Origin of the sequence: Lysinibacillus sphaericus OT4b.31 (assembly GCF_000392615.1) — a bacterium.
GTDB lineage: Bacteria > Bacillota > Bacilli > Bacillales_A > Planococcaceae > Lysinibacillus > Lysinibacillus sphaericus_B.
Map to the genome: position 1 here is coordinate 31,866 of NZ_KB933398.1, position 12,615 is coordinate 44,480.

The 12,615-nt window shown below is 37.2% G+C and carries 14 protein-coding genes; 13 read left to right on the top strand and 1 reads right to left on the bottom strand.

Going from position 1 to position 12,615, the window contains the following annotated elements; translation table 11 throughout:
* The first annotated feature begins 150 nt into the window (after positions 1-150).
* The 8 genes from H131_RS00160 (at position 151) to rsmI (ending at position 5,629) form a co-directional block, all read left to right on the top strand.
* The gene (locus tag H131_RS00160) at positions 151-480 is read left to right on the top strand and encodes a cyclic-di-AMP receptor (RefSeq protein ID WP_010857007.1); all 330 of its coding nucleotides are present in this window, start codon (positions 151-153) and stop codon (positions 478-480) included.
* A gap of 177 nt (positions 481-657) precedes the next feature.
* A complete protein-coding gene (locus H131_RS00165) occupies positions 658-1,098 on the top strand; it encodes a YaaR family protein (protein ID WP_010857008.1) in 441 nt (146 codons plus the stop codon).
* Between the two features lie 406 nt (positions 1,099-1,504).
* The gene (gene holB, locus H131_RS00170; protein ID WP_036130853.1) at positions 1,505-2,509 is read left to right on the top strand and encodes a DNA polymerase III subunit delta'; all 1,005 of its coding nucleotides are present in this window, start codon (positions 1,505-1,507) and stop codon (positions 2,507-2,509) included.
* Positions 2,502-3,317, top strand: a complete 816-nt coding sequence (locus H131_RS00175) for a PSP1 domain-containing protein (protein ID WP_010857010.1) — start codon at positions 2,502-2,504, stop codon at positions 3,315-3,317. Before holB ends, H131_RS00175 begins: the two co-directional genes overlap by 8 nt.
* Before the next feature lie 26 nt (positions 3,318-3,343).
* Positions 3,344-3,700 carry a DNA replication initiation control protein YabA gene (yabA, locus tag H131_RS00180; RefSeq protein ID WP_010857011.1) on the top strand — a complete coding sequence of 119 codons (357 nt, stop codon included), beginning with the start codon at positions 3,344-3,346 and terminating at the stop codon, positions 3,698-3,700.
* Positions 3,701-3,763: 63 nt separating this feature from the next.
* Positions 3,764-4,513 (top strand): tRNA1(Val) (adenine(37)-N6)-methyltransferase, encoded by a 750-nt coding sequence (locus tag H131_RS00185; protein ID WP_010857012.1) that lies wholly within the window; start codon positions 3,764-3,766, stop codon positions 4,511-4,513.
* Positions 4,497-4,760, top strand: coding sequence for a GIY-YIG nuclease family protein (locus tag H131_RS00190; protein WP_010857013.1), 264 nt, complete (start codon positions 4,497-4,499; stop codon positions 4,758-4,760). The genes H131_RS00185 and H131_RS00190 overlap by 17 nt, the downstream gene beginning before the upstream one ends.
* Positions 4,757-5,629, top strand: a complete 873-nt coding sequence (rsmI, locus tag H131_RS00195) for a 16S rRNA (cytidine(1402)-2'-O)-methyltransferase (RefSeq protein WP_010857014.1) — start codon at positions 4,757-4,759, stop codon at positions 5,627-5,629. Before H131_RS00190 ends, rsmI begins: the two co-directional genes overlap by 4 nt.
* A 283-nt stretch (positions 5,630-5,912) precedes the next feature.
* Here rsmI and H131_RS00200 read toward each other — a convergent pair whose 3' ends face one another.
* Complete coding sequence (locus H131_RS00200) at positions 5,913-6,191, bottom strand: AbrB/MazE/SpoVT family DNA-binding domain-containing protein (RefSeq protein WP_010857015.1); 279 nt, start codon at positions 6,189-6,191, stop codon at positions 5,913-5,915.
* Between the two features lie 347 nt (positions 6,192-6,538).
* On the opposite strand from H131_RS00200, the gene metG reads away from it, so the two are divergent.
* The 5 genes from metG (at position 6,539) to rsmA (ending at position 12,495) form a co-directional block, all read left to right on the top strand.
* Entirely contained in the window at positions 6,539-8,515 is a 1,977-nt protein-coding gene (gene metG / locus H131_RS00205) for a methionine--tRNA ligase (RefSeq protein ID WP_010857016.1), read from the top strand.
* A 254-nt stretch (positions 8,516-8,769) separates the two neighbouring features.
* Positions 8,770-9,540: a TatD family hydrolase gene (locus tag H131_RS00210; RefSeq protein ID WP_010857017.1), complete on the top strand. Its 771-nt coding sequence runs from the start codon at positions 8,770-8,772 to the stop codon at positions 9,538-9,540.
* A 135-nt stretch (positions 9,541-9,675) separates the two neighbouring features.
* Complete coding sequence (locus tag H131_RS00215; protein WP_010857018.1) at positions 9,676-10,887, top strand: G5 and 3D domain-containing protein; 1,212 nt, start codon at positions 9,676-9,678, stop codon at positions 10,885-10,887.
* Positions 10,888-11,054: 167 nt separating this feature from the next.
* Positions 11,055-11,621: a ribonuclease M5 gene (gene rnmV, locus H131_RS00220; protein ID WP_010857019.1), complete on the top strand. Its 567-nt coding sequence runs from the start codon at positions 11,055-11,057 to the stop codon at positions 11,619-11,621.
* Positions 11,614-12,495 (top strand): 16S rRNA (adenine(1518)-N(6)/adenine(1519)-N(6))-dimethyltransferase RsmA, encoded by an 882-nt coding sequence (gene rsmA, locus H131_RS00225; RefSeq protein ID WP_010857020.1) that lies wholly within the window; start codon positions 11,614-11,616, stop codon positions 12,493-12,495. Before rnmV ends, rsmA begins: the two co-directional genes overlap by 8 nt.
* Positions 12,496-12,615: the final 120 nt, after the last annotated feature.

A 12,615-nucleotide genomic window follows, 5' to 3' on the forward strand; every position in this document is an offset into this window, starting at 1 on the left:
TATTGTGATATAATGGTAACATCTAATTAATTTTAGTTTTACAGGTGAAGGCCTTTAAAATAGATTTTCATTAGATGTTAGTGAATCTGGATTGTGATTAAACAATTTTAAAACCTTTCAAGGTTAATTTTATAATAGGGGTGAGTGCGGATGAAGTTAGTCGTAGCTGTGGTGCAAGATCAGGATAGTAGCCGCTTATCGAATGCTTTAACGAAAAATCAGTTTCGCGCAACAAAGTTAGCGAGTACAGGAGGCTTTTTACGCTCTGGTAATACGACGTTTCTCATTGGAACAGAAGACTCCCTCATACCTAAAGTTTTAGATATAATTCGTGATAATTGTCGAGCGCGTGAACAAATGGTTGCACCGGTTTCACCATTAGGCGGTAACGCAGATTCATATATACCTTATCCTGTGGAGGTAGAGGTAGGAGGCGCTACTGTTTTTGTATTACCAATCGAACAATTTCACCATTTTTAAATTTAAATCAGAAAGTACTTACAGATAGAGAACATCGCGTCAGGCTTTGAATTAGTATTGTATGCCCAATGTTAATTTAAGACGCGAGGTTTTCTGTGTGAAATTTTGAATAGATATAGATAAGGGCAAGTTCGTTAAGGCGAATTTGATATGACAGCGTGTGGGGGCGAATACAGCTTGAAAATCAATCAAGATATACGTGTTGGGTTAAATACTAATCGCAAAGAGCCACTACAAAATAATAATCTAAATAACCGATTTGGTGATATGGTCGTCAAGCAAGGTTCTAAATTGCAGACTGAACAGCTAACACGATTATTGGGGGATATTTCTACTGCTGGAGATCGTGTTGCAAGATCCCGCAATTTACGTGAACTTGCTCGATTTAAAATGCTTGTGAAGCGCTTCTTACAGGAAACTGTAGAGCATGGTATGGAATTAAAACAATCACATACATGGAATCGCTTTGGCGAAGGGAGACGCTTAAAAATAATCGAAACGATCGATACTCGTCTCGTGGAGCTTGCACAGGATCTTTTAGATGAAGAAAAGGAAGCAATAGACCTTCTCGATAAAATCGGAGAGATTAAAGGCTTATTAATTAATTTATATATGTAAAACCCGTGTCTTTTCACTTGTAGGCGCGGGCTTTTTTCAAATTTATTCAACAGGAATCCTTACTCCACAGCATATAGGGTGAACTTCAGGGTTCAATTAAACAGTGGATGATAAAAGAGCTGGTTAAGGTCGTTAGCTTAGAGAACACTTTAACCTAGGAAATAATTTTATCTGCCCAAAGCCTAGAAATGTCAGCGGCAGGCACAAAGGTTAATAGAAAACACCATGACTAGTGTTAATCGTTAAATGACCAACATAGTGTTGACTTAAACACAATTCAGAATCAGGACAGATATGTTTATCAGCGCCAAGGCGAAGTGATAACAAAGCGTCAGCTACAGATATTTTGTAGAGACAGGGTATATTACGCCAAGGCGTAGTTGATAGAGGAAGGAATTTAATGAAAATGGCCAAGAATGTTGAAGAGCTATTCACACTACAACCAGTCGTAATGAAACAGCTTCAAACGATTTTTGACAAAAATAGATTGGCCCATGCTTATATTTTTGATGGCGAAAAAGGGACAGGAAAAGCAGATATCATGCAATTTTTTGTCAAATTAATGCTATGTGAGCATCCGCAACATAATGTTCCATGTGAAACATGTCGAAATTGCAGACGTGTTGAATCGGGAAATCATCCTAATATTCATCAAATTTATCCAGATGGACAATTCATTAAAATTGATCAAATTAGAGAACTTATTGCAGAAATGAAGATGGTGGGTGTTGAGGAAGGGCGTAAAATCTACGTACTTCATCATGCAGACCGTCTCAATATTGCATCAGCTAACATGATATTAAAATTTTTAGAGGAACCAGAAGGCGAAGTCACGGCTATATTATTAACTGAGCAAATGCAGTCTATTTTACCAACAATACGCTCGCGCTGTCAGCATATAAAATTTCAGAAAATGCCACGTCAAGTACTGTTAAAGCACTTGCAGGAAAACAATATTCCTCAATCGATGGCTTCTACCGTGAGCATGATGACGAACGAGCTCGAAACGGCTATTTTTTTAGCAAATGATGAGCAGTTTGCACATGCTCGAAAAACAGTGTTAAAATTAGTAGAGGCAATTCGTAAAAATGTACATGAAGCGATGCTCGTTGTACATGAAGAATGGTTGCCACTGTTTAAGGAAAAAGGCGAGATGGAGCAAGCATTGGATTTACTACTATTTGCTTACCGTGATATAGTGTCAATAAAAACTAATCCCGAAGCAGCTTGTACTTATCCAGACATGTTACAGTCCTTTAAAGAAACCGCGTTACATTCGACTTACGAACGCCTGTCTAGTCAAATGGAAGCCATATTACAGGCTCGCGCATCTTTACATCGTAACATGAATAGGACGTTAATGATGGAGCAGCTAATGCTAAATCTGCAGGAGGGATATACATTTGTATAATGTAGTGGGAGTCCGCTTTAAAAAAGCGGGTAAAATATATTATTTTGATCCAGCATCATTTCTACTTGAAGACAGCCAATATGTCATAGTAGAGACAGCTCGCGGTGTAGAGTACGGGAAAGTGGTTGTTCCTCAAAAAGTAGTGGGGGATAATGATGTTGTATTACCACTTAAGCAAGTACTACGGCCAGCAGATGAACGTGACCGTATACAAGTTGAGGAAAATGCGGCTGAGTCAAAGCGGGCATTTGAACTAGCAAGTACAAAAATCATCGAGCATAAACTAGAAATGAAGCTTGTTGATGTTGAATATACATTTGATCGTAATAAAATCATCTTTTATTTCACAGCTGAAGGGCGTGTTGATTTCAGAGACCTTGTAAAGGATTTAGCTTCTGTTTTTAGAACACGTATTGAGCTTCGTCAAATAGGTGTTCGTGATGAAGCAAAGCTATTGGGAGGCATTGGTCCTTGTGGCCGTATGCTATGCTGTTCAACATTTTTAGGTGATTTTGAGCCAGTTTCTATAAAAATGGCAAAAGATCAGAATCTATCTTTAAATCCTTCCAAAATATCTGGACTTTGTGGTCGCTTGATGTGCTGCTTGAAGTACGAAAATGATGAATACGAAGAAGCTAAAGAAGGTATGCCAGACATTGGTGAAATAACAATGACACCAGATGGCCGTGGGAAAGTAGTAGGTTTAAATGTGCTGGAAAGACTCATTCAAGTATATTTACAAGAGCAAGAGCGCACAGCTGAGTATACACTAGAGGAACTACTAGCAGGCGAAAAAAATCTTATATAAGATAGAGAATTAACGAGGTGGCTTGGGTGAAGGACCGTAATTTCTTAGATACCGTTATGGAGTTCGAACAACAGCTCGAAGCAATGCAGGAGCAGTTTAGTGCATTGAAGCAATTTGTAGCGTTAATGATGGAAGAACATAAGGCACTCGAAACAGAAAATCATCACCTTCGTACACGTTTAGAAGAACTGCTTTCGAAAGAAAACATCGTACAAGCTACAAACGAGAAAAAAGAGACTCCATTAGATATTGGCGAGGGATATGATAACTTAGCACGTCTATACCAAGAAGGTTTTCATGTTTGTCATGTTCACTTTGGTAGTTCACGTAAAGGTGAAGATTGCCTGTTTTGTCTATCATTTTTAAATAAACAAAATGTGTAATAGAAGACTGATTCCCGCTTCGGTGGTATCAGTCTTTTGTTTTGTATAGTAGGAGGAAGAATTATGGAAAATTGGTTGAAGGATGATGAAAGGCTGGACTACTTATTGGCAGAGGATTTACGTATTATCCAGAGCCCATCTGTTTTTTCTTTTTCATTGGATGCAGTGCTACTTTCGAAATTTGTCAATGTGCCATATCATAAAGGGAAAATTGTTGATTTATGCTCTGGTAATGGTGTAATTCCATTGTTTTTGAGTGCGCGAACAAAGGGGCAAATTACAGGAGTAGAATTACAACCTCGTTTGTTTGATATGGCAGAGCGAAGTATTCTATACAATAAATTGGAGAAACAAATTCATATGGTGCTTGGTGATGTGAAACAAATTCCATCACAACTTGGTATTGAAAAGTATGATGTTGTGACTTGTAACCCTCCGTATTTTCTAGCTCATGAAGCGAGCGATAAGAATTTAAGTGAGCATTATGCCATTGCACGTCATGAACTTCATTTAACGTTAGAAGAAGCAGTGCAGTCTGCCAGTAAATTATTAAAGCAAGGTGGAAAAGCCGCATTTGTTCATCGTCCTGGTCGTTTACTTGATATAGTCACAGCTATGCGTTTAAATCGACTAGAGCCCAAGCGTATCCAGCTGATTTATCCGAAAGAGGGTAAAGAAGCGAATACTTTATTAATAGAAGGAATTAAAGATGGTAAGCCAGATTTGAAGATTTTAGCACCTCTATATGTGTACGATGCAAACAACGAATATACAGCTGAAGTGAAAGAAATGCTTTATGGAAAAGAACAATAGACATTACTTCTATGTACTAGAATGTGCAGATCAATCTTATTATGCAGGCTATACAAATAATGTAGACAAACGTGTTGCAACACATAATGCAGGTAAGGGTGCAAAATATACAAGAGCAAGAGGTCCGGTGAAATGTATTTATGTAGAGGCCTTTAATACAAAACAAGAGGCAATGCGTGCAGAATATGCTTTTAAGCAATTAACACGGACGCAAAAGACAAAATATGTAGGGAGGAATGAATTATGATATCGCAAAAAAGTACGATGCATGATGGAGGATGTTTATATCTAGTAGCGACACCCATTGGTAATTTAGAGGATATGAGTGTACGTGCACTGCGTATTCTAAAAGAAGCGGATGTGATTGCTGCGGAGGATACACGAAATACGAAGAAGTTATGTAATTATTTTGAAATTGAAACATCGTTGGTGAGTTATCATGAACATAATATAAACGTGGGAGGAGAGAAACTTTTAGGCTTCTTACGTGAGGGAAAAACGGTAGCGTTAGTAAGTGATGCGGGGTTACCTTGTATTTCAGATCCAGGTGCAGATATTGTTGTAAAAGCAATCGAAGAAGGTTTTGCAGTTGTACCAGTGCCAGGAGCGAATGCTGCATTATCAGCTTTAATTGCTTCCGGTTTAACCCCGCAACCATTTTTCTTTTATGGTTTTTTAAACCGTGGTAAAAAAGAACGTCGACAACAATTGGAGGTGCTAAAAAAACGCCAAGAAACGATTTTATTTTATGAGGCACCTCATCGATTAAAGGAAACATTAAAGGATATGGAGCTAATTCTCGGCAATCGTCGTGTTGTACTAGCACGTGAGCTAACAAAGAAATTCGAGGAATTTTTACGCGGTACATTAACAGAAGCAGTAGAATGGTCGCAATCTGAGGAAATCCGTGGAGAATTTTGTATTGTCCTAGAAGGCAATAGCAATGTAGAAGAGGAAAATACAGAAGTAGCATACTGGGAGGCAATGACTGTTGTCGATCATGTCGATTATGTGATTGCTGAATCAGGTGTTACTTCAAAAGAAGCAATTAAAGAAGTAGCCAAATTACGTCAAGTAGCTAAACGTGATATTTATAATGAATACCATAGCGAGTAAATATGAAATCGGTTGTCTCTAAGGAGGCAACCTTTTTTGTTAAGCTAATTATTTATCTTCCATCGTGAGGCATGAAACTACTATAAATTGTCTAAATTCTAAATTGATAATAATTTTAAAAAAGGGTACTCTTAAGGAAGGGAAGTCTGACATGGACAGTATGAGTCAATGTTGAGATATTTCCAATGAGAAATAATTAAATTTCTCATATAAAAAAGCAATTTATAGCAAATAATAAAAAAACACCTAAATCCCCGTTGTCGATTTAGGTGTAGGAAAGTGATTATTTTTTTAAGTTATTTTGAATTTCATTCATTAACATTTCTGCGCCTTCTGGACTTAAAATTAATTTGCCTCCAACTAGACGGAAGTTATCATCAGAAACTTCACCAGTAACAGCACAAGTCATATTAGGCATATATTTCTTTAAGATAATTTTGTCATCATCGACATAGATTTCTAAAGCGTCCTTTTCAGCAATACCTAATGTACGGCGAAGTTCGATAGGAATTACTACACGACCTAATTCATCGACTTTACGAACGATTCCTGTTGATTTCATAATTTTTTTCCTCCTGAAAATTAAAAGTTATATTGGTGTTTCGTCAAATTTCGACATTATTTCCTTGTCTGATAGTTATCATACCAAGTAATGCCATAAACGTCAATTAATTAATACAGCATTAATTTTCTAAGTGTAAAAATTTCTGAGAAGAAAACAGATATATTGGTTTTTTTAAAAGGTTTTTATTATAGATTTAAATTTATAGTAAAAAAGCTTCCTTTAAAATACATTAAATGGATTTATATATTATTCGACAATTTTCGCAATCAATAATCTTTCATTGAAACGAATTTCGTACTTCGTTAGAATAGATAGTATATTGTGAAACAATGGAGGCAGTACTCGTGAGCGAACAAAACAAAACATTCTATATAACAACCCCAATTTACTATCCAAGTGGAAAATTTCATATTGGTACCGCGTATACAACAGTAGCTTCTGATACTATTGCTCGTTACAAACGATTACGTGGATATGATGTACGCTTTTTAACTGGGATGGATGAACATGGTCAAAAGATTCAAGAAAAAGCTGCTGAGGCGGGAAAACATCCTCAAGAATATGTAAATGAGATTGCAGATACTGCGAAAGAGCTATGGTCTTTGATGGACATCTCTTATGATGATTTCATCCAGACTACTGAGGAGCGTCATACGAAAGCTGTCGAAAAGATTTTCCAAAAGTTTTTGGATAATGGCGACATCTATAAAGGCGAATACGAAGGGTGGTACTGTACACCTTGTGAATCATTCTTTACGGAGACACAATTAGTAGAAGGTAACTGCCCAGACTGTGGACGTCCTGTTCACAAAGTAAAAGAAGAATCGTATTTCTTTAATATGAAGAAATACGCAGATCGTCTATTAGCTTATTATGGAGAAAACCCTGAATTCATTGAACCGGAATCTCGTAAAAATGAAATGATCAACAACTTTATTAAACCAGGGCTAGAAGATTTATCTGTTTCAAGAACTTCATTTGATTGGGGCATTAAAGTACCTGGTGATCCTAAGCATGTTATTTATGTATGGGTAGATGCGTTAACAAACTATATTACATCTTTAGGCTATCTTTCGGACGATGAAACATTGTTTAACAAATATTGGTCTGCAGATGTACATGTTGTAGGAAAAGATATCGTGCGCTTCCATACAATCTATTGGCCAATTTTCTTAATGGCTCTGGATTTACCTTTACCAAAAAAAGTGTTTGCACATGGTTTCATCATGATGAAAGATGGAAAAATGTCTAAATCAAAAGGAAATGTTGTTTATCCTGAAATGCTAATAGAGCGCTATGGGTTAGATGCTACACGTTATTTCTTATTACGCGAACTACCATTTGGTTCTGATGGAGTATTTTCACCAGAGTCATTCGTTGAACGTACAAACTTCGACTTGGCTAATGATTTGGGCAATTTATTAAACCGTACAATTTCAATGATTAACAAATATTTCGACGGCATTATTCCTGCTGAAAATCTACAACCGACAGAATTTGATACAGCATTAAAAGCGCAAGCAGAATCTGTTCGTATTAAATATGAAGAAAGTATGGAAAAAATGCAGTTTAGTGTCGTATTAGCAGACTTATGGACGCTAGTTTCACGTACTAATAAGTATATTGATGAAACACAACCATGGGTATTAGCGAAAGAGGAATCAGACAAGCCGAAACTAGGGTCCGTTATGCGAAATTTAGCAGAAAGCTTACACCAAATTGCTGTCATGTTACAACCATTTATGACATCTACACCGATACGCATTATTGACCAACTCGGTTTAGATAACAAATTCTTAGCATGGGAAACAATTGAAACATTCGGCAATACTATTCCAGCAAACATTAAAGTGGCAGATAAAGGTATTCCTATTTTCCCTCGTTTAGATAGTGAAATCGAAATCGCCTATATACGTGAGGAAATGCGTGGCTCTGTGAAAACCCCTCAAGTCGAAGAACCAAAAGCAGAGCTTGCATCTGAGGAGATTCCAGTAATTCCAGAAATCACCATAGATGATTTTATGAAAATAGATTTCCGAGTAGCGACGGTTACTGCATGTGAATCTATACCGAAAGCAGACAAATTATTAAAGCTCCAAGTAGACCTTGGATACGAGCAACGTCAAGTAGTTTCGGGAATTGCTAAGTTCTATTCGGCAGAGGAGTTAATTGGTCAAAAAGTTATCGTGGTAACAAACTTAAAACCAGTTAAATTACGTGGTCAATTATCGCAAGGAATGATCCTAGCTGGTGAAAAAGATGGGATTTTAAAGTTAGCAACAGTTGATCCAAAACTTGAAAATGGTGCAAAAGTTAAGTAAAAAATTCATGAAAGGCCTGCTGAATGGAAAAAAATTCAGCAGGCCTTTCCAATCTGTCTTAAAAATATTCAATTTGTTATTTCAAAATAATTCTTTCGTATTATTTAACGGAGATTGGTGGGTATATAGTAACGAAAAGCCTAATAGCAGTTGTGTGAAATGTCATAAAGACAAATTGTTTGTAACGCATTTGTAATGTTTACGCAAAATATGAAATAATATTTTTTAATAAAATCAATGTTAGGAGAATGACAATGTTTATCGATACACATGTACATTTGAATGCAGATCAGTATGAAGAAGACTTACAAGAAGTAATTAGTAGAGCACTTGAAGCTAAGGTTGAGACTATGGTTGTTGTTGGTTTCGACCGTAAAACTATCGAGAAAACAATGGAACTAATTGAACAACATGATTTTATTTATGGTGTTATCGGTTGGCATCCGGTTGACGCGATCGATTGTACCGAAGAGGATTTGAAGTGGATTGAAAACTTAGCAGCACATCCTAAAGTGGTTGGTATTGGTGAAACTGGTTTGGACTATTATTGGGATAAATCGCCAAAGGATGTTCAGCAAGCACTATTCCGCAAACAAATTCATTTAGCGCAAAAAGTAAAATTACCGATTGTTATTCATAACAGAGACGCTACAAGTGATGTTGTACAAATTTTACGTGAAGAGAATGCTGCTTCTGTAGGAGGCGTTATGCATTGTTATAGTGGCAGTGTAGAAACTGCACGCGAATGTATTGCTATGAATTTTATGATTAGTCTTGGGGGGCCGGTGACTTTCAAAAATGCCCGGATGCCAAAGGAAGTCGCAACAGAGATACCTTTAAAGCATCTGATGATTGAAACAGACGCCCCATATTTAGCCCCACATCCATATCGTGGGAAACGTAATGAGCCAGCATTAGTGCCATTAGTTGCAGAAGAAATTGCCCGTTTAAAAGAGTTACCAATTGAGGATGTAGCGAGGGAAACTACAGCCAATGCGAAAAAATTTTTTGGGATTAACGATTAACTAGCTGAGACGCCTCCAATACTGGATTTGTGGTGGGCTTAAAAAAGCACAGTCATTTTTTTTGAATTACATTTGGGTTGACAGTGCTAAATCTAGTCCGTATAATCCAACTTTGTATTAAGGAGGCGTTTTTTCATGTCAAATAAATCCATGAAAAACTTGTTCTTAGGATCATTGAGGAGTAAGCAAACAATGATAAGAATTACAACACTTATCTTGTTTGTAACTGTAATATCATTCGTACTTTATCAAGGTACCAAAAAAACCGTAACGCTTGACGCTAACGGAGAAGCAATTGAAGTAGCAACGCATGCCAAAACTGTAGAAGAATTTTTACAAAATCAAAATATAGATGTAGCAGCGCATGACAAAATATCACCCTCTCTGAACACCAAAATTGTTAACGGAATAGCAATTACATGGGAACAGGCAAAAGAAGTAACCATTTCAGTTGACGGAAATCAGTCAAAAGTTTGGACAACTGAAAAACTAGTGAAGAACATTTTGAAGGATGCCAATATCGAAGTATCAGAGCATGACGCATTAGTTCAAGGTTTGGATACAGAAGTAGGAGCAGATAACAAAATCGATATTCAAAAAGCGTTTCAGGTAGCGCTTGTCGATGGCTTAGAGAACAGACAAGTTTGGTCCACTTCGACTACGGTCGCTAACTTTTTAAAACAACAGGGAGTTCAGTTAAATGAATTCGATCGTGTCGAGAATAACCTGGAGGACGTTATCACTCCAGAGAGTAAAATCGCAATAGTTCGCGTAGAAAAGGTTATCGATGTAGTGGAAGACTCTTTAGATTTCGCAGTTGAAAAGAAGCAAGACGCTTCTTTGCAAAAGGGAAAAGAGAAGGTAGTAACAGCGGGCGAGAAAGGTTCAATTTCTCGAACGTATGAAGTCGTGAAGGAAAATGGCAAGGTTGTGGCGAAAAATCTACAATCTGAAAAAGTAATAAAAGAGCCCACTAAGAAAGTGGTTTCAGTGGGAACTAAGAAGCTTGTAGCGAGTGCAACGACTGTATCACGTGGTTCAACGGAGCCCGCTAGTGGGAAAGAATTTTATGTAACTGCAACAGCTTATACGCCTTATTGTAAAGGTTGTTCGGGGACATCTGCTACAGGCATCAATTTACGTTCGGACTCTGGCCTGAAAGTAATTGCAGTAGATCCATCTGTTATTAAGCTTGGCTCAAAAGTATGGGTTGAAGGTTATGGAACAGCGATTGCTGGGGATACTGGCGGCTCAATTAAGGGTAATAAGATCGATATACTGGTACAATCAGATGCCCAGGCTCGTAAATGGGGGCGTAAGAAAGTGCGCATTAAAGTATTAAATTAAAAAAATTGTAAAATATATCAAACGTTATTCACTAAGCATTGGCTTTCCTGTATTGACTGGCAGGAAAGCTTTTTTACGTAAAAAAACAAAGAGCCGAGTATTTCTGTACAATCCTACAGGGCAGTTGTAAAATGGTCTGAAGATAAGGTAGAAAAGAGGAGCTTTTTTTGCAAATTCAAGAAATCATCGTTGTTGAAGGAAAAGATGATACGACAGCAATAAAACGAGCTGTTCAAGCAGATACAATAGAAACGAATGGGTCTGCTATTTCAGAGGAGACACTAAAGCGTATTCAACATGCACAGGATAAACGTGGTGTTATTGTTTTTACAGACCCAGATTATCCAGGACGTCGAATTCGTGCTATTATCGAGCAGCGTGTAGAGGGCGTGAAACATGCATTTTTGCCAAAAGCAAAAACAATCGCGAAAAACGGTAAAGGTTTAGGGATTGAGCATGCCGCAGATGAAGATATTCGTGAGGCGTTACTGCTAGTCTATACCCCAAATAGTGAAAATCAAATCGCCGATGATATCACACTTGAAGATTTAATGACAGCAAGTTTAATTGGCCATCCACGAGCAAAAGCACGTCGTGATCGTCTAGGGGAAATATTGAATATCGGCGCAACAAACGGTAAACAACTTCATAAAAGATTAAAAATGTTTCAAATAACAGAAGAGCAATTTGGTGCGGCTGTCGCACAGTTAGATCAGGAGGAAAATAATGCATAAGGATATTGCAACGCCGATTCGAACACAGGAAATTTTAAAGAAATACGGATTTTCATTTAAAAAGAGCTTAGGTCAAAACTTTTTAATTGACCCAAACATTTTACGAAATATTGTTAGTCATGCAAACTTAACCGAAAACAGTGGTGCTATTGAAGTGGGACCTGGTATTGGCGCATTAACAGAGCATTTAGCACGGAGCGCAAAAAAAGTCGTTTCGTTTGAAATCGATCAGCGTTTATTACCAGTACTAGAGGATACATTAAGTCCATATAATAATGTATCGATTATTCACTCAGATATTTTAAAGGCAGATGTAGCAAAAGTAATTGAAGAGGAAATGCCCGGTATTGAAGATATTATGGTCGTGGCTAATTTACCTTATTACGTTACAACACCGATTTTACTGAAATTATTAAATGACCGTCTACCAATCCGAGGCTTTGTTGTGATGATGCAAAAGGAAGTTGCAGATCGTATAACAGCAAAGCCAGGAACGAAGGAATATGGCTCGTTGTCGATTGCAATCCAATATTATGTGAAGGCTGAAATTGCGATGACAGTACCGAAAACTGTATTTATGCCACAGCCTAATGTAGATTCTGCCGTTATCCGCCTTATTAAACATGATGAACCACCAGTAAAAGTTCTGAATGAGGATTTTCTGTTTGTAGTCACACGTGCATCATTCGTACAGCGTCGTAAAACAATCTTCAATAACTTACAGTCAGGTTTACCGAACGGCAAGGCGCATAAAGAAAAAATATTAGAAGCTTTAGCGGCTGCAGATATTGAACCTACACGTCGAGGAGAAACACTTTCCATTTTTGAGTTTGGGAAATTAGCCGACTGCTTGTATCCAACGTTTGCAAAGTAATAAATTTTGTTAACATTTTCATGAAGTATGAAAAAAAATATAGTTTTTTATAAAAAATAAGTTGACAACATTTATTGTTGGCTGATAAAATATTATATTTTGTTGACATTTTTGGGCGTA

What these genes read in the sequence shown, in the direction of transcription:
- H131_RS00215 (WP_010857018.1), top strand. Translation starts at nt 9,676, where the DNA reads ATGTCAAATAAATCCATGAAAAACTTGTTCTTAGGATCATTGAGGAGT.
- H131_RS00200 (WP_010857015.1), bottom strand. Translation starts at nt 6,191, where the DNA reads ATGAAATCAACAGGAATCGTTCGTAAAGTCGATGAATTAGGTCGTGTA.
- H131_RS00190 (WP_010857013.1), top strand. Translation starts at nt 4,497, where the DNA reads ATGGAAAAGAACAATAGACATTACTTCTATGTACTAGAATGTGCAGAT.
- H131_RS00210 (WP_010857017.1), top strand. Translation starts at nt 8,770, where the DNA reads ATGTTTATCGATACACATGTACATTTGAATGCAGATCAGTATGAAGAA.
- rsmI (WP_010857014.1), top strand. Translation starts at nt 4,757, where the DNA reads ATGATATCGCAAAAAAGTACGATGCATGATGGAGGATGTTTATATCTA.
- H131_RS00185 (WP_010857012.1), top strand. Translation starts at nt 3,764, where the DNA reads ATGGAAAATTGGTTGAAGGATGATGAAAGGCTGGACTACTTATTGGCA.
- holB (WP_036130853.1), top strand. Translation starts at nt 1,505, where the DNA reads ATGGCCAAGAATGTTGAAGAGCTATTCACACTACAACCAGTCGTAATG.
- H131_RS00160 (WP_010857007.1), top strand. Translation starts at nt 151, where the DNA reads ATGAAGTTAGTCGTAGCTGTGGTGCAAGATCAGGATAGTAGCCGCTTA.
- rsmA (WP_010857020.1), top strand. Translation starts at nt 11,614, where the DNA reads ATGCATAAGGATATTGCAACGCCGATTCGAACACAGGAAATTTTAAAG.